The organism is Mycobacterium sp. IS-836, assembly GCF_001954275.1.
Lineage (GTDB): Bacteria > Actinomycetota > Actinomycetes > Mycobacteriales > Mycobacteriaceae > Mycobacterium.
This window is the reverse complement of sequence record NZ_MBEU01000053.1, coordinates 94,904-110,880: the sequence shown is the minus strand read 5'-3', so window position 1 is coordinate 110,880 and position 15,977 is coordinate 94,904. Positions and strand designations below refer to the sequence as shown.

Genomic DNA, 15,977 nt, shown 5'->3' with positions numbered 1-15,977 from the left:
TTTCGGGTGATCAGGCGGTCGGGACGATGTCGGGCGCGTCGTCGATATCGCCGGTCTCGCCCGCCTTTGCGGCGCGACGGCCGAAGTAGACGATGTAGGACAAGAACGCCGCCTCGGCGATGATTCCGATGCCGACCCGGACGAACGTCGGCAACGGCGACGGCGTCACCATCGCCTCTATCAGCCCGGCAACCAGCAGCACACCCACCAGGCCCACGGCGACCGACACCACCCCACGGCCCTGTTCGGCGAGGACCTGGCCGCGGGGCCGATCCCCGGGCGATATCACCGACCAGCCCAGCCGCATCCCCGATCCCGCGGCCAGGAACACCGCCGTGAGCTCCAGCAGCCCGTGCGGAGCGAGCAGACCCAGCAGGATCCCGCCCTTACCGGCGTGGAACATCAGGCCGGCGATCAGACCCAGGTTGGCGGCGTTCTCGAACAACACGACCGGAATCGGCAGCCCCAGCACGACGGCCGACGCGATGCACTGGGCCGCAACCCACGCGTTGTTCACCCAGATCTGCAGGGCGAACGCCGCGGCCGGGTGCTCGCTGTAGTACGACGCGACGTCGTGGTTAACCAATTGATCGATGTCGGTTGGAGTTCCGATCGCGGATTGCACCTCCGGATTGCCCGCCACCCAGAACCCGATGACCAGCACCATGGCGAAGAATGCCGCCGCCGTCCCCAACCACCAGCGCCAGCTGCGATAGGCCACCACCGGGAAAGACACCGTCCAGAACCGGATGAACGCACTGCTCAGCGGCGCGTGCGCACCCGTCACCGCGGACCGGGCGCGCGCGATGAGGCTCGAGAGCCGGCCGACCATCAGCGAATCCGACCCGATCGTGCTGACCGACCGCAGCATCGACAGATGGGTGGACACGCGCTGGTAGAGCTCGACCAGTTCGTCGACTTCCGCGCCGGTCAGCGACCGGCGGCGCTTGACCAACTGGTCCAGGCGGTCCCAGGTGGCGCGATGGGTCAGCACGAATGCGTCGACGTCCACCCTGAGCAGCCTAATTGGCCTGTAGCGTTCGGTGGTATGTCGGAGGTGGTGACCGGGGACGCCGTGGTCCTCGACGTCCAGATCGCCCAGTTGCCGGTGCGGGCGGTGGGTGCACTGATCGACATCACGGTGATGTTCGTCTTCTACCTGCTCGGGCTGATGCTGTGGGCCGCCACCCTGACGCAGTTCGACAGCGCGCTGAGCGCGGCCGTCCTGATCATCTTCACCGTGCTGGTGATGATCGGTTACCCGTTGACGTTCGAAACCGCCACGCGCGGACGGTCGGTGGGCAAGATCGTGATGGGCCTGCGGGTGGTGTCCGACGACGGTGGCCCAGAACGCTTCCGGCAGGTGGTGTTTCGCGCGCTGGCAGCGGTGGTGGAGATATGGATGTTTCTCGGCAGTCCCGCCGTCATCTGCAGCATGCTGTCGCCCAAGGCCAAACGCGTCGGCGACATCTTCGCCGGCACGGTCGTGGTGAGTGAGCGTGGCCCGCGCTCGAGTCCGCCGCCGGCCATGCCCCCGGCGCTGGCGTGGTGGGCGGCGTCGCTGCAGCTGTCCGGGCTATCCGCCGGCCAAGCCGAGGTAGCGCGCCAATTCCTCTCCCGCGCACCACAACTCGATCGTCAGCTGCGCCAGCAGATGGCGTACCGGATCGTCGGGGACGTGGTGTCGCGCATCGCCCCGCCGCCCCCGCCCGGCGCCCCGCCGGAGCTGGTGCTCGCCGCGGTCCTTGCCGAACGCCACCGCCGCGAACTGGCGCGGCTGCGCCCGACGATGCCGGCGCCGGGACCCTGGCCGCCGGCCGGGCCGACGCCTTGGCCACCCGGGCCGCCCGCGCCGGCCGGCCCGCCACTGGGCGGCCCGCCGCCGGCCGTTCCTTGGCCGCAGCAGGATCCGCAGGCCGGCGGCTTCTCGCCGCCTCGCTGATTGCCGCTAGCCGGAGACGGTAAACGCCATCCAGATCACGTCGATGATCAGCAGCGCCCATCCGGCCAGCGGAACGACGATGCCGCCGCGGCGCTTGGCGGTGAAGACCGAGACGGCGATGACGACGAACGCCACCACGGGCGCGCCGTAGAACGCGACCCCGAAGTCGATCCCCCCGCGGCCCAGGTTCGGGCAACTGCGATCGCTGCAGCCGTCGGTACTCATCACGGCGCCCAGCGCGAACAGCATCACAAGCGCGGCCGCCGGCACCGTGGACAGCGCCAACCCCCAGTTGACCCACGGCCAGACGCGGCGTCCACGCGCTTCACCCTGCGCCTGACCCGTCGCACTCCGCGTTGCGCTGTCGAACGTCACGTTGGAGTTATTTGCGTCCATCCCACAGGTGCTACCCGCCGAGTTCGGGCGCAAACCTGGAATATCTCATTGCATCGCGTTAGTTTACGATATATCGTGATATACCGAAGCGCACGACCCGGTGCGCGATCCAACAGACAGGACCACAGACAATGACCAATCCATTCACTCCTCCCGACGGCCCATTCGGCGCTGGACCCGGCCTGGGCTTCGGTTTCGGCCCCGGCCCGGCTCCCGCCCAGCGGCGCGCCCTGCATGAGGCCAGGCGCCAGGCCCGGCGAGAATTTCGCGAACACCTTCGCGACCAGGCCGGCAACCAGGGCTTCGGCCCCGGCTTCGGGCCGGGTTTCGGTCCCGGGTTCGGGCCCGGCTTCGGCTTCGGCCCCGGCGGCCGGCGCGGCGGATGGCGTCGCGGCGGTCCGGGCCGGGGACGCCGCGGTGACGTCCGGGCGGCCATCCTCGTGCTGCTGGCCGAGCGGCCGATGCACGGCTACGAGATGATCCAGCAGATCGCCGAACGCAGCAACGGAATCTGGCAGCCCAGCCCGGGCTCGGTCTACCCGACGCTGCAGCTACTGGCCGACGAAGGCTTGATCACGGCGACCGAGACCGACGGCAGCAAGAAGCTTTTCGAGCTGACCGACCCGGGACGCGCGGCGGCCGAGAAGATCGAAACCCCGCCGTGGGACGAGATCGCCCAGGGCGCCGACCCGGGCCACGTCAACCTGCGCACCGCCGCGGGCCAGCTGTTCGGGGCGGTCGCGCAGTCGGCGCACACCGCCTCTTCCGACCAGCAGCAGCGCATCGTCGACATCCTCAACAATGCGCGACGGGAGATCTACGGGATCCTCGGCGAGGACTGACGGCCGGCGGACCCTGGATCAGGTCACATCGACCCAATCCAGGGTCCGCTGCACCGCCTTGCGCCAGCCGGCATACCCGGCGGCGCGCTCGTCGTCGCTCCACTCCGGCGACCACCGCCTGTCCTCGCGCCAGTTCGCGCGCAGCTCGCCCGGGTCCGCCCAGAACCCGACGGCCAGACCCGCGGCGTAAGCGGCGCCCAACGCCGTGGTCTCGGCGACCACCGGCCTCACCACGTCCACGCCCAGCACGTCGGCCTGAATCTGCATGCACAGGTCGTTGCCGGTGATTCCGCCGTCGACCTTCAAAACCTCAAGGCGCACACCGGAATCGGCTTTCATCGCGTCGACCACGTCGCGGCTCTGGTAGCAGATCGCCTCGAGCGTCGCGCGGGCCAGGTGCGCGTTGGTGTTGAACCGGGATAGCCCGACGATCGCGCCGCGGGCATCGGATCGCCAGTACGGGGCGAACAGGCCGGAAAACGCCGGCACGAAATACACCCCGCCGTTGTCGGAGACCTGACGGGCCAGCGCCTCGCTCTGGGCCGCGCCGCTGATGATGCCCAGCTGGTCGCGCAGCCACTGCACGGCCGAGCCGGTCACCGCGATCGAACCCTCAAGCGCGTAAACGGGTTTGGCGTTCCCGAACTGGTAGCAGACGGTGGTCAGCAGGCCGTTTTTCGATCGGACGATCGTCTCGCCGGTGTTGAGCAGCAGGAAATTGCCCGTGCCGTAGGTGTTTTTCGCCTCCCCGGCCGCCAGGCACACCTGACCGACCATGGCCGCATGCTGGTCGCCGAGGACCCCGGTGATCGGCACCTCGCCGGCGACGGGGCCGGTGTCGGTGGTGACACCGTACGGTTGCGGCGACGACGACGGCGCGATCGCCGGGAGCATCGCACGCGGAATCGAGAAGAACGACAACAGCTCGTCGTCCCAGTCCAGCGTTTCCAGGTCCATCAGCATGGTGCGGCTGGCGTTGGTGACATCGGTGACGTGCACGCCGCCGCGCGGGCCGCCGGTCAGATTCCACAACACCCACGTGTCCGCGGTGCCGAACAGCGCGTCACCGCTTTCGGCGGCCTCGCGCACCCCGTCGACGTTGTCCAGGATCCACTGCAGCTTTCCCCCGGAGAAGTAGGTCGCCGGCGGCAAGCCCGCCTTTCGCCGGATCACGTCGCCGCGACCGTCGCGGTCTAGCGCCGACGCGATCCGGTCGGTGCGGGTGTCCTGCCAGACGATCGCGTTGTAATACGGGCGCCCGGTGCGCCGGTTCCACACCAGCGTGGTCTCGCGCTGGTTCGTGATTCCCAGGGCGGCAATGTCTTTCGCCGCCAGATTGGTTCGGTTGAGCACCGACGTCAGCACCGAGGACGTGCGCTCCCAAATCTCGACCGGGTCGTGCTCGACCCAGCCCGCGCGCGGCAGGATCTGCTCGTGCTCGAGCTGGTGCCGGGCGACCTCGGTTCCTGCGTGGTCGAAGATCATGCAACGGGTGCTGGTGGTGCCCTGGTCTATGGCGGCGACGAAGTCGGCCAAGTGCTCTCCTCCAACGTTCTGTCGTGTCATCGTCCATGATGGTCCACCCACACGCCGCCGGGAAACTTGCGTTGCCGCCGGTAAACATGTTCCATCGGCTTTGTGGGCGAAGAGGTCAAGCGCACCACCTATGACCACGCACATCGGCGGGAATACCGGCGCAAGGTGCAGTTGTGTCTGGACGTCTTCGAGAAAATGCTCTCGCAGTCACACTTCGATGCCGACCGGCCGCTCACCGGCATGGAGATCGAATGCAACCTCGTCGACGCCGACTACCAGCCCGCGATGTCGAATCGCTACGTGCTGGACGCCATCGCGGATCCGGCCTACCAATCCGAATTGGGCGCCTACAACATCGAATTCAACGTGCCGCCCCGCCCGCTGCCCGGTCACACCGCGCTGGACCTGGAGGCGGAGGTGCGGGCCAGCCTGAACGACGCGGAGACCAAGGCCAACGCCAGCGGGGCACACATCGTGATGATCGGGATCCTGCCGACGCTGCGGCCCGAGCATCTCGACGAGGGCTGGATGAGCGAGTCGACCCGATACGCTGCCCTCAACGAGTCCATCTTCAGCGCTCGCGGCGAGGATATCCAGATCGATATCGACGGCCCGGAGCCGTTGAGCTGGAACACCACCACCATCGCGCCCGAATCCGCTTGCACCAGCATGCAATTGCATCTGCAGGTGGCCCCGCGCGATTTCGCCGCCAACTGGAACGCCGCGCAGGTGCTGGCCGGCCCGCAGCTGGCCCTGGGCGCGAATTCGCCCTACTTCTTCGGCCACCAGCTGTGGTCGGAGACGCGTATCGAGGTGTTCACGCAGTCCACCGATACCCGCACCGAGGAGCTCACCACCCAGGGCGTGCGGCCGCGCGTGTGGTTCGGCGAACGCTGGATCACGTCGATCCTCGACCTGTTCAAGGAGAACATCAGCTACTTCCCGTCCCTGCTGCCCGAGCTGTCCGACGAGGATCCGGCCGCCGAGCTGGCCGCCGGACGCATTCCCGCGCTCTCCGAATTGCGCCTGCACAACGGCACCGTGTACCGGTGGAACCGGCCGGTGTACGACGTCGTCGACGGGCGCCCGCATGTGCGGCTGGAGAATCGGGTGTTGCCGGCCGGTCCGTCCGTGATCGACATGCTGGCGAACTCGGCCTTCTACTACGGCATGCTGCGCGTCTTGTCCGAATCCGACGATCCACTATGGACGAGAATGAGTTTCGCTGCGGCGCATGCCAATTTCGTCGAGGCGGCCCGGCATGGCATTGCCGCCCGCCTGCACTGGCCGGGCCTGGACCACGTGACGGCGCCGGAATTGGTGTTGAACACGTTGCTTCCGATGGCCGACGAGGGGCTGCGGCGGTGGGGTGTCGCCGCCGCGGCCCGCGACCGGTTCCTCGGCGTCATCGAGGGCCGCGCCGCGAGCGGACGCAACGGCGCCAGCTGGCAGGTGGCCACGGTGCGGGCGCTGCAGGACGGCGGGATGACGCGGCCCGCGGCGCTGGCCGAGATGCTGCGCCGCTACTGCGAACACATGCACGCCAACGAGCCGGTGCACACCTGGCCGTCGTAGGCGCGCGTACGTTGGGGCTATGTGTTCTGACATCTTGGACTGGGACAGTGCATACCGCGAGCAGGGCCAGTTCCAGGGCCCGCCGCCGTGGAATATCGGTGAGCCGCAGCCCGAACTCGCGGCGCTGATGGCGGCCGGCAAGTTCCGCAGCGACGTGCTGGACGCCGGCTGCGGGTACGCCGAGCTGTCGCTGGCGCTGGCCGCCGAGGGCTACACCGTGGTCGGCGTCGACCTAACCCCCACCGCCATCGCGGCGGCCACCAAGGCGGCCGAAGAACGCGGCTTGAGCACGGCCCGCTTCGTGCAGGCCGACATCACCTCGTTCTCCGGCTACGACGGGCGGTTCAACACGGTCGTGGACAGCACGCTGTTTCACTCGCTGCCGGTCGAGGGCCGCGACGGCTACCTGAGCTCGGTGCACCGCGCGGCGGCCCCGGGCGCCGGCTACTACGTGCTGGTGTTCGCCAAGGGCGCCTTCCCCGCCGAAATGGAACCGAAGCCGAACGAGGTGGACGAGGACGAGTTGCGCGCCGCGGTGAGCAAGTACTGGGAGATCGACGACATTCGGCCCGCCTATATCCACGCGAAAGTTCCCCAGATCCCCGACGCGCCGTTCGAATTCCCGCCGCACGACCGCGACGAAAAGGGCCGGATGAAGTTTCCCGCCTACCTGCTCACGGCGCACAAGGCCGGCTAGGCCTCAAGCAGACAAAGCCGCCGTCGCGGCGTTCAGTGCCTCGGCGAAGGCGCCCAGGTCGTCGGCCGTGGTGTCCGCGTGCGGCGAGATCCGCAGCACCGGCCCCGTCAGTTCCAGCGGCGCCCGCTGCACCCCGGCGTAGGTCGTCAGGATGCGCCGTTCGCTGAGCAACCATTCGCGCACGGCCGCTACGTCGGCGCCGCCGACCGGGGCCAAAGTGGTGATCGCACTGGGCTCCTCGACCTCCTCGATCACCGCCCACCCGGGCACGTCGGCCAGCACGCTGCGGCTGAGCGCGCCCAACTCGGCCAGCCGGGCCCGCACCGCCTCGGCGCCGCAGGCCAGATGTTCCCCCAGCGCCACCGAAAACCCCACGCGCGCAGCGACATTGGCCTCACCGAATTCCAGCTGCTGGGCCACCGTCGGCGACCCCGATTTCACGGCCCACTCGGGCGCGGCCAGCCTCGGACGCAACCGCTCCATCAGGTCGGGGCGCACGGCGAGCGCGCCCACCCCCCGCGGCCCGGCGATCCACTTGCGCGACGACGAATAGGTGACGTCCGCGCCCACCGCGGTGTCCACGTGACCCAGCGCTTGGGCGGCGTCCACGACCAGCGGCAGGCCCAACTCGGCGCAGAGCTTCGCAACCATCGCCGCCGGCTGGACCACCCCGCTATGGCTGGCCACCGTGGTCAGGTGGACGAAATCGGGCGGGTCGTCCTCGAGGGCCAACGCCGCCTCGTCGAGTGCCACCCGTCCGTCGTCCAGGGTCGGCAGCAGCCGGCGCTCGAACCCGTGGATCTCCATCAAGGCAAGGTTGGGGCCGTATTCGCCGGGCAGGCAGGCCACCGTCCGGCGATCCGCGGGCCAGCCGCCGAGCAGCAGATCCAGCGCGTTCAGCGAGCCGGTGGTGTACACCACCTCGGCGTCGGGCATCCCGCTCAGCGCGGCGAACGCGGCGCGCCCGGCGTCGAGCGCGGGCGTCGCGGCCTCGGCGGCGACATACCCGCCGACTTCGGCCTCGTACCGCGCGTGCTGCGCGGTCGCGTCGATGACCGCGAAACTCTGGCGCGAACAGGCCGCACTGTCCAGGTGCAGCCCGGCCACCGGCGGGCGGGCCTCCCGCCATCGGTCGGCCAGCGAATCGCTCACTTGACGGCTAACGACAACCCGAAATCACCGGCGGCGTCGGTCCACCAGCGGATGCGACGCAGTCCCGCGCCGGCCAATTCGGTGTTCACCCCGTCGGGGCGGAACTTGCACGACACCTCGGTGAGCATTTCCTCGCCGGCCGCGAAGTCGACGGTCAGCTCCAGCGCACCGACGCGCACCCGCTGCTCACGATCGGCCCGCAGCCACATCTCGATGCGTTCCTCGCGCGCGTTCCAGCGGGCCACGTGCCGGTATGCCGCGACGTCGAAATCGGCGTCGAGTTCGCGGTTGATCACCGCGAGCACGTTGCGATTGAACGCCGCCGTCACCCCGGCCTCGTCGTCGTACGCGCGCACCAGTCGGCCGGTGTCCTTGACCAAGTCGGTGCCGAGCAGCAGGCTGTCCCCCGGTCGCATCACCGCCGACAGGGTCGCGAGGAACTCCGCGCGCGGTTCGGGTGTGAGGTTGCCGATCGTCGAGCCGAGGAAGACGAACAGGCGGCGGCCCCCGTCGGGAATCTCGGTCAGATGTTCCTCGAAATCGCCGCAGACGGCTTTGATCTCGATGCCCGCGTACTCGCTCTGGATGGCGGTCGCCGCGGTCGATAGGACGCCGGCGTCGACGTCGAACGGCACGAACCTGCGCAACGACCCGCGGCCATGCAGGGCGTCCAGCAGCAGCCGGGTCTTCTCCGACGTGCCACTGCCCAGTTCGACCAACGTGTCGGCCTCGCTGGCCACCGCGATTTCGGCGGACCGGGCGCGCAGAATCTCGGCCTCGGCGCGCGTCGGGTAGTACTCGGGGAGCCGGGTGATCTGGTCGAACAGCTCACTGCCCACCGAATCGTAAAACCACTTGGGCGGCAGCGATTTCGGTGTGCGCCGCAGGCCGTCGAGCACATCGCGGCGCAGCGCGTGATGCGCCGAGTCGGCGGCGAGGTGGTTGGACAGCGACAGCGTCATCGAGATCCTTTCGGCGGGTGGTCCAGCGGGGTCATCGTGACACCCTTCGCGGTGACTTCGACCAGGTGGCGGTCCGGCACGTCCTCCCAGTCGGAGTCGTCGTCGTACGGTTCGCTGGCCAGCACCACGCCGTCGTCGCGGCGCAGGATGCACAGCGTGTCGCCCCAGGCGGTGGCGAGCAGCCGAGACCCGTTGGCGGCCAATATGTTCAGGCGCGCGAGGGGGTCTGACGTCCCGATCTCGGCGATGGCGTCGCCCAGCGCGTCCAGCCCGCGCTCGAAGATGGTTGCCGCGAGTATCGCGCTGTCGCAGACGGATTCGGCCGACGACGTCAGCGGCAGCACGGTGCGATCGACCACCCCGTTGTGCGACAGCAGCCAGCGGCCGTCGCTGAAGGGTGCGGTCGCGCTGGCCTCGATCGGCATGCCGACCGTCGCCGAGCGGACGGCGGCCACCACGCAGTGGCTGCGCAGTACCGGCGCGACCGACTCGAACGATGCGTCAGCCCACAGCGGCGCCGCGCTGCGCCAGCGCCGAGCGACGTCTCCGTCGAAAAACCCGACACCCCAACCGTCGGCGTTCATCAGGCCGTACTTTTGCCGGCGCGGCGCGTAGGACTGCACCCGCAGCCCGCACGGCGGTTCCAGCATCAGCGAGGAGACCGTGACGTCGGCCCCGAGCCAGCCGAGGTGGCGGCACATCAGCCGGAACCTCCCGCGTCGGGCGCATCCCAGGCCAGCCGGACACCGGAGAAGATCTGACGGCGGAACGGGTGATCCCAGTTGCGGAAGCTGGGCCGCAGGATGGACGGCTCCACCGCCCACGACCCGCCCCGCAGCACCCGGTAGTCGCCGTCGAAGAACGGCTGGGAATACCGCTCGTAGATCATCGGGACGAAGCCCGGCCAGGGCCGCAGCGGAGAACTGGTCCATTCCCACACATCGCCCAGCATCTGCTCAACCCCGTAGGCCGAAGCGCCGCCCGGGTATGCGCCGACGGGTGCCGGACGCAGCGCCGCGCCGCCCAGGTTGGCGAGCGTGTCCGACGGATCCTGCTCGCCCCACGGGTAGCGACGCCGGGTTTCCGTCGCGGGATCCCACGCGCAGGCCTTCTCCCATTCCGTCTCGGTGGGCAACCGCGCACCGGCCCAGGCCGCGTAGGCCTCGGCCTCGAAAAAGGTGACGTGCTGCACCGGTTCGTCGGCGGGTATCTCTTCGACGCGGCCGAATCGGGTGCGCGTTTGCGCGTCGGAGCTCCAGAATTGCGGCGCGGTCAGGCCCGCGCCCTGGCGGTGCTGCCAACCGCGCGCCGACCACCAGCGCGGCTGGTGGTAGCCACCGTCGTCGATGAAGTGTCGCCATTCGGCGTTGGTGACCGGGACCCGGCCGATCCTGAATGCCGGTACATCGACGACGTGGGCGGGACGTTCGTTGTCCAATGAGTAGGGCTCGGCGGCGGCATCCACGCCCTGCACGAACGGTCCGGCGGGAATCAGCACCGACGTCCCGGCCAACCCCGGCCGACCCGCGGGCAGGGTGGACGTATCGGGCAGCAGCGGCGCGCCGGTGCGCAGGTTCAGGGCCTGCAGCATGGTTTCGTCGTGCTGGTTTTCGTGGCTGACCACCATCCCGTACGTGAAGGCGGCACGCTCGCCGGCGGGATCGTCGGGCAGGGCATCCAGCGCGTCCAGCGCGGCGGATCGCACTGTGCGGCAATAGGATCGGGCCCGCTCCGGGGACAGCAACGGTAGCTCGACGCGGCTGGCGCGGGAGTGTTCGAACGCGTCGTAAAGCCCCTCTATCGCGGGGGGCAGCATGCCCGGCCGGCGCGGGTCCCCGCCGCGCAACAGCCACAGCTCTTCTTGCTGACCGATGTGCGCCAGGTCCCACACCAGTGGGCTCATCAACGGGTCGTACTGGCGGCACAGCTCGGCGTCGTCGAAATCGGTGAGCCGCAACGTCCGGGTCCGCGCCCGGGTCAGATCGTCGGCAAGCCTCTCCCGGGAAGTCACGGGCCCCCTTGCGCTCGCGCGGCCCGCGAGACCTCGGCCGCGATGCCGTGCTCGATCACCTCGTCGGAGAAGTCGTCCCCGGGACATCGGCCCCGCTCGACGCTGCGAATCAAGCGCGCCATCGCGTCGGTCAGCTCCGGGGGAGCCTGCTCGGCGGCGGCGGCCACGCACCGATTGGCGGCCTCGTACAGTCGCCGGTCGCGCAGACCGGCCTGGGCGGCGGTGTCCCAGGCGGTGGCGACCGGTTCGACGGCCTCGGCCGCGATATCGGCGGCGACCGGGTGGTCGAGCAGGGTCACCAGGGTGAACACGACAGCGGGCCAGAAGGCGTCCGGCACGCTGTCGAGGTAGCGGATTTCCAGCCACCGCCTGGGGCGGACCGGCGGAAACAGCGTGGTCAGGTGGTATTCCAGGTCGGCGATGGTGGGGCGGCGATCCCCCAGCAGCACCCGGCCGTCCACCCAGTCGGCGAAGGGCACCCAGCTCGTGACCGGCACCGCCTCCGGCGTGTGCACCAGCATCACGGGCGCCTTCAGCGCGTAGCGCGCCCAGTCGGTGCCGGGTTCGTCGCCGCTGGCACCCAGGATCGGCCCACAGCGGGCCGAGTCCATCTGTCCCCACACGCGCTGCCGGCTGGAGACCCAACCGGTGAACTCGCCGCCCAGCATCGGCGAATTGGCCGCGATCGCGATCATCGTCGGCCCCAGGGCATGCGCCAGCCGCACGCGGGCGGCCCACCCCTCCTTGGGCCCAGCGTCCAGATTGACCTGAATCGAGGCGGTGGAGGTCATCATCGCCGCGCCCGCGGACCCGGATTCGCTGGCGGCGAAGAACTCTTCCATGGCGCGGTAACGCGTGCCGGGGTTGATGCGCTCGGGCGGCCGCAGCGGATCCGTGCCGAGGAATACCAGGCCCAGCCCGGCGTCGGCGAAGGCCGGCCGAAGCACGGCCTGGTCGCGGCGCATCGCGTCGAGGGCCGCCAGCACGCCGTCGACGGGCGGGCCGGACAGTTCGACGGCGCCGCCCGGTTCCACGGTGACCCTGCTGCCGCCCGGCAGTGCCGGCAGCCGCTCGATGACGTCGGTGATCTCCGCCCAGCTCGGCCGGCGGAAGGGATCGGTCGGGTCGTGGCAGTGTGCTTCCATTTCCAGCCCGACGGACCCGAGGGGTGCATCCGCCAGACAGCCCTCGGCGATGTATTGCGCGGCGGCCGTGGAACTGGCCATCTCGGCTTCGAGCGCGGCAGAAGTGGCGGCGAACGTCATATCACGATCCCTCCGCGCCCGGCCATGGATCGCCGAGCGCCCTGTTCGCGGCTATCGGGACGATAGCCACCGTCACTTCATCTTCCAGATCGCCCCGACATATTCCCGGCCCGCTTACTGACCCAGCGCGTTCTGCATGGCCCCGGCCAGCACGTTGACGGCGGGCCCGCCGTTGCCAGATTGGCAGACCTTCGCCTGCAGCAACACGTTTTCGCGCAGCCGGGTTTGATCGAAACAGCGCCGATCGGTACCCGCTTCCTGCTTGGTCCAGTTGGCGTCGGTGCCGGTGGCCGGCCCGCCGTCGAACGACCACACCTGGGTGGAGCCGTTGTCCAAATGCATCGCGGTCGTCTGTCCCGAGCAACCGACGGTTCGGTCCACCACGCGATGGAACGCCCGGGACGCGGCGTCGTTGTTCGCGAACACCCCGACCGCCTGCCGGACCAAGTGGGTCTGGTCGTTGGCCGACGTCTGCGTGGTGGCCCCGTTGAACGACGCCAGGTCGGGGTCGTTGTACACCTCGGGCAATCCGATGTCGGCCCAGTTGTTGCATTCCGCGACTTCAACCCAATAACCCTGGAACGGCTGGGTGAAGACCGATTCCCAGCCCATCGGCCCGCCGACGATGTTGCCGACGGACCCCTTGCCGAGCACCGCGTAGGAGACCACCCCGGGTTCCGACGGGTGGGCGCTTGCCACCGGGATCGCCGGCGCGGCGCCCACGGTCACGGCGATCGTCGCCACCGCGGCGCAGATCCGCATGCTCCGATCCAATGGCCCGGCTAGACCTTGGCGGAGACGTCGACGTCGACGTTGCCGCGCGTGGCCTTGGAGTACGGGCACACCTGATGCGCCTGCTCCACCAAATCGTCGGCGACGCTTTGTTCCACGCCGGGCAGGTGGCCGACGATCTTGCCCGTCAGCCCGAATCCGCCCGCGGAATCCTTTCCGAACCCGATTTCGACGCTGACGCTGGTGGCGTCGTCCAGCGTGACCTTTGACTTGCCGGCGACCAGGCGCAGCGCGCCCAGGAAGCAGGCCGCATACCCGGCGGCGAACAACTGCTCGGGATTGGTGCCTTCGCCGCTGCCGCCCATCGCCTTCGGCGGCCGGGTTTCCAGGTCGATCCGGCCGTCGTCGGACTTCACGTGGCCGTCGCGGCCGCCGCCGGTCGCAGTGGATTCCGTGGTGTAAACGACTTCAATGGTCATGGGTCTCGATCATGCCAGGACCGCTGCCCGGCGGCGAATGTCGTTGCCCCCCAGATATCAGGGCCGCGGAGTGCCTTGCGTGTTCGGGGCCGGCGCGGGGGCACTGGTGGTCGGCGACTGCGCGGGACCACTCGGGGCACCGGGTCCATATCCCCACGGCCCGCCCCACGGCGGGCCACCGGGTCCGCCGGGGCCGCCGGGGCCGCCGGGGCCGTACATCATCCCGTGGTGGTGGTGACCGCAGTGATGGTTGTACCCGACGACCATGGCGCCGGCGAAAAACACGGTGGCGAGGATGAAGACGACCCCGGCAACGATCACCACCCATGCCGCGGCCACAAAGAGCGCGGGCGGCTTGACCCTTGGCGGCGGAGCTGCGGCGGCGGAAGTCGGCTGAGTTGATGGTTCAGGTGTTTCGCTCATGCCTCGATCCTGCCCTCTGCCCGTTACGACGGGTAGCCCGGCGCTCGAGGGAGCGCCGGGCTACTTGGTATTCAGTTGGCGGCCCGCCGGGTCCTCCTATCACCCCGCGAGCACGTGGACGGTGTGGAACTCTCCCCCTACGGCGTCCGCGACGGAGCTACCGAGGACGGAACCTGGCTGGGGCCGGGAGCGCCGGGCGTCACGGCTCCGGGTGCGGGTGCCGGTGCACCTGGAGCGTTCGCGCCGGGTCCGCCACCGGGACCGCCGGGGCCGAATCGGTGCATCATCGCGTGGTGCTTGTGGTGGTGATGGTGGTGGTGACCGCCGTGATGCCCCAGCGCCATCCCCGTGAAGAAGATGACCGAGACGATGAACACGATCCCGGCGACGATGGCGACCCAGGCCGCCGCGATAAAGACCCGGGGGGTCCGGTAGAGCGCCGGCTCGGTGGCCGCCGCCGGTGCAGTTGCGGTGGAACTCCGCACAGTGGGGGTTTCAGGTGTTTCACTCATGAGACACATGATGCGGGGGTAAACAATGGTTGCGGCTATGCGTTAGTTAAGTACCAGCTATGAGCTGAAACCCTGGTTGAGCAGCCACATGACGGCGGTAGTAGCGCCTGCCGTGCAGTCGCTGGTAGTTCCACGTTACGGCCGGAAGGGCCCCCCGGCGATGCAGCCAAAAGCCTTTCGGCGGTTGTGCTTTCGGTGCTCGACGGCCGATCACGATATCGGCGCCGACGACGCCCGCGCCCTCGTCGGCGGCGCGGGACGCGAGCACCGTACCGTCGGCGGCGACGATCATGGTTGCGCCTTCGAATCGGCCGCTGTAATCGATTGGCAGCCAAGGCATCCGGCATCGCAGTGCGCCGGCGTGCGCCGCATGGAGCACCGGCGCGCCTACATAGGCGGCGAAGGACTCGGCCGCGTGCTGCGCGGTTGCCGCGTTGCGGGTTTCCATGCGGCGGAAGATCGGCGACGGGTGCCAGCGGGGAACCGACCACCAGCCCGACCCCGTCATGGCCAGGTCGATGCGCCCGCGGAGCCGGTGCACCGTCTGCGTGCGCATGAGCTCCCAGCACATGGCGGCGCCCACGGTGAACTCGCCGGCCGGGATAATTCCGTCGTCGTGGCCGCCGATGTAGAACGAGTTCTCCCACATGGTGGGCAAGTCCTTGTCGTGGCGACCGGCCACGCCCTCCGCGGTCACCAGCAAGTAGGCATTGCGCACGTGCCCGTCGGTATCCCTGGCCAAGAACGACCCGCCGATCATGGCGCCGTGGCGCCGGGCCAGGCCCAACAGCAGTTCGGTGGCTTCGCCATCCGGTGGCAGGGCGGCATCGGCGAGTTCCGGCAGAAAGCCGATGCCGGTGGTGAAGAACTCCGGCAGGGCGATCACGGTGGCGCCCGCGGCTGCGGCCTCGTCGACCAGGCGCTCGACGGCGGCGAGGTTGGCGCCGACATCGGCGGGGACGGCGTCTAATTGGACGGCGGCAGCGCGCTGGCTTATCTCCATGTATCGATGCTCACCCGGCGGGCCGAATGACAGCAAGGACGAAGTAGCGACGATTTCCGCCATTGATTGGGGCGAGCCGACTAGGGTTGATGCGATCAGTTGGAGGGAGGGAGTCCACATGATCAAACTGTTGGCCGGAATGGGTCTAGTGGTTGGCAGCCTGGCAGTGTCGTTGACCGCTGGGGTCGCATCCGCGGATCCCGATCTGGGGTCGGCCGTCAACACGACCTGCAATTACCAGCAAGTCGCCGCGGCGCTGAATGCTCAAGATCCGCAGTATGTCTCGATGTTGAACTCATCGCCGCAAATGCAGGCCGGGTTGCGCCGGTTTCTCGCCGCGCCGCCGCCTGAACGCCAGCGGTTGGCGCAGCTGACGGTGAGCAACCCAGAGAATCAACCGTTAATACCGATCCTTAAAACGGCTTTCGACACCTGCAATAACTTCTGAGC

General features: G+C 69.0%; 18 protein-coding genes. 5 read left to right on the top strand and 13 right to left on the bottom strand.

Annotated features, from left to right (window positions below):
• Positions 1-10 precede the first annotated feature (10 nt).
• Entirely contained in the window at positions 11-1,012 is a 1,002-nt protein-coding gene (locus A5747_RS14480) for a stage II sporulation protein M (RefSeq protein WP_076125301.1), read from the bottom strand.
• A 36-nt stretch (positions 1,013-1,048) separates the two neighbouring features.
• Here A5747_RS14480 and A5747_RS14475 point away from each other — a divergent pair, with 36 nt between their 5' ends.
• Positions 1,049-1,942 (top strand): RDD family protein, encoded by an 894-nt coding sequence (locus tag A5747_RS14475; RefSeq protein WP_076125299.1) that lies wholly within the window; start codon positions 1,049-1,051, stop codon positions 1,940-1,942.
• Positions 1,943-1,948: 6 nt separating this feature from the next.
• Here A5747_RS14475 and A5747_RS14470 read toward each other — a convergent pair whose 3' ends face one another.
• Complete coding sequence (locus A5747_RS14470; RefSeq protein WP_076125297.1) at positions 1,949-2,338, bottom strand: hypothetical protein; 390 nt, start codon at positions 2,336-2,338, stop codon at positions 1,949-1,951.
• 131 nt (positions 2,339-2,469) lie between these two features.
• On the opposite strand from A5747_RS14470, the gene A5747_RS14465 reads away from it, so the two are divergent.
• Complete coding sequence (locus A5747_RS14465) at positions 2,470-3,180, top strand: PadR family transcriptional regulator (protein ID WP_076125295.1); 711 nt, start codon at positions 2,470-2,472, stop codon at positions 3,178-3,180.
• Positions 3,181-3,198: 18 nt separating this feature from the next.
• Here A5747_RS14465 and glpK read toward each other — a convergent pair whose 3' ends face one another.
• Positions 3,199-4,746, bottom strand: a complete 1,548-nt coding sequence (gene glpK / locus A5747_RS14460) for a glycerol kinase GlpK (RefSeq protein WP_076125293.1) — start codon at positions 4,744-4,746, stop codon at positions 3,199-3,201.
• A 72-nt stretch (positions 4,747-4,818) separates the two neighbouring features.
• On the opposite strand from glpK, the gene A5747_RS14455 reads away from it, so the two are divergent.
• Together A5747_RS14455 and A5747_RS14450 are read left to right on the top strand one after the other, a co-directional pair.
• Positions 4,819-6,291 (top strand): glutamate--cysteine ligase, encoded by a 1,473-nt coding sequence (locus tag A5747_RS14455; RefSeq protein WP_076125291.1) that lies wholly within the window; start codon positions 4,819-4,821, stop codon positions 6,289-6,291.
• A gap of 19 nt (positions 6,292-6,310) precedes the next feature.
• Positions 6,311-6,988 carry a class I SAM-dependent methyltransferase gene (locus A5747_RS14450; protein ID WP_076125289.1) on the top strand — a complete coding sequence of 226 codons (678 nt, stop codon included), beginning with the start codon at positions 6,311-6,313 and terminating at the stop codon, positions 6,986-6,988.
• Positions 6,989-6,991: 3 nt separating this feature from the next.
• On the opposite strand, the gene egtE is transcribed toward A5747_RS14450, so the two are convergent.
• From egtE to A5747_RS14400, 10 genes are all read right to left on the bottom strand, one after another.
• Positions 6,992-8,140, bottom strand: coding sequence for an ergothioneine biosynthesis PLP-dependent enzyme EgtE (egtE, locus tag A5747_RS14445; RefSeq protein ID WP_076125287.1), 1,149 nt, complete (start codon positions 8,138-8,140; stop codon positions 6,992-6,994).
• Positions 8,137-9,102 (bottom strand): L-histidine N(alpha)-methyltransferase, encoded by a 966-nt coding sequence (gene egtD, locus A5747_RS14440; protein WP_076125285.1) that lies wholly within the window; start codon positions 9,100-9,102, stop codon positions 8,137-8,139. The genes egtE and egtD overlap by 4 nt, the downstream gene beginning before the upstream one ends.
• Positions 9,099-9,803, bottom strand: coding sequence for an ergothioneine biosynthesis protein EgtC (egtC, locus tag A5747_RS14435; protein ID WP_076125283.1), 705 nt, complete (start codon positions 9,801-9,803; stop codon positions 9,099-9,101). The genes egtD and egtC overlap by 4 nt, the downstream gene beginning before the upstream one ends.
• Complete coding sequence (gene egtB, locus A5747_RS14430; protein WP_076125281.1) at positions 9,803-11,113, bottom strand: ergothioneine biosynthesis protein EgtB; 1,311 nt, start codon at positions 11,111-11,113, stop codon at positions 9,803-9,805. The genes egtC and egtB overlap by 1 nt, the downstream gene beginning before the upstream one ends.
• Positions 11,110-12,378, bottom strand: coding sequence for an ergothioneine biosynthesis glutamate--cysteine ligase EgtA (gene egtA, locus A5747_RS14425; RefSeq protein ID WP_076125279.1), 1,269 nt, complete (start codon positions 12,376-12,378; stop codon positions 11,110-11,112). The genes egtB and egtA overlap by 4 nt, the downstream gene beginning before the upstream one ends.
• A 114-nt stretch (positions 12,379-12,492) precedes the next feature.
• Entirely contained in the window at positions 12,493-13,140 is a 648-nt protein-coding gene (locus tag A5747_RS14420; RefSeq protein ID WP_076125277.1) for a sensor domain-containing protein, read from the bottom strand.
• A gap of 20 nt (positions 13,141-13,160) precedes the next feature.
• Positions 13,161-13,589 (bottom strand): organic hydroperoxide resistance protein, encoded by a 429-nt coding sequence (locus tag A5747_RS14415; protein ID WP_076059501.1) that lies wholly within the window; start codon positions 13,587-13,589, stop codon positions 13,161-13,163.
• Positions 13,590-13,646: 57 nt separating this feature from the next.
• Positions 13,647-14,012: a hypothetical protein gene (locus A5747_RS14410; RefSeq protein WP_076125274.1), complete on the bottom strand. Its 366-nt coding sequence runs from the start codon at positions 14,010-14,012 to the stop codon at positions 13,647-13,649.
• A gap of 137 nt (positions 14,013-14,149) precedes the next feature.
• Positions 14,150-14,524: a hypothetical protein gene (locus A5747_RS14405; RefSeq protein WP_076059498.1), complete on the bottom strand. Its 375-nt coding sequence runs from the start codon at positions 14,522-14,524 to the stop codon at positions 14,150-14,152.
• A gap of 46 nt (positions 14,525-14,570) precedes the next feature.
• Positions 14,571-15,527, bottom strand: a complete 957-nt coding sequence (locus A5747_RS14400; protein ID WP_076125453.1) for a carbon-nitrogen hydrolase family protein — start codon at positions 15,525-15,527, stop codon at positions 14,571-14,573.
• Positions 15,528-15,645: 118 nt separating this feature from the next.
• On the opposite strand from A5747_RS14400, the gene A5747_RS14395 reads away from it, so the two are divergent.
• Positions 15,646-15,975: a hemophore-related protein gene (locus tag A5747_RS14395; RefSeq protein ID WP_076125271.1), complete on the top strand. Its 330-nt coding sequence runs from the start codon at positions 15,646-15,648 to the stop codon at positions 15,973-15,975.
• Positions 15,976-15,977: the final 2 nt, after the last annotated feature.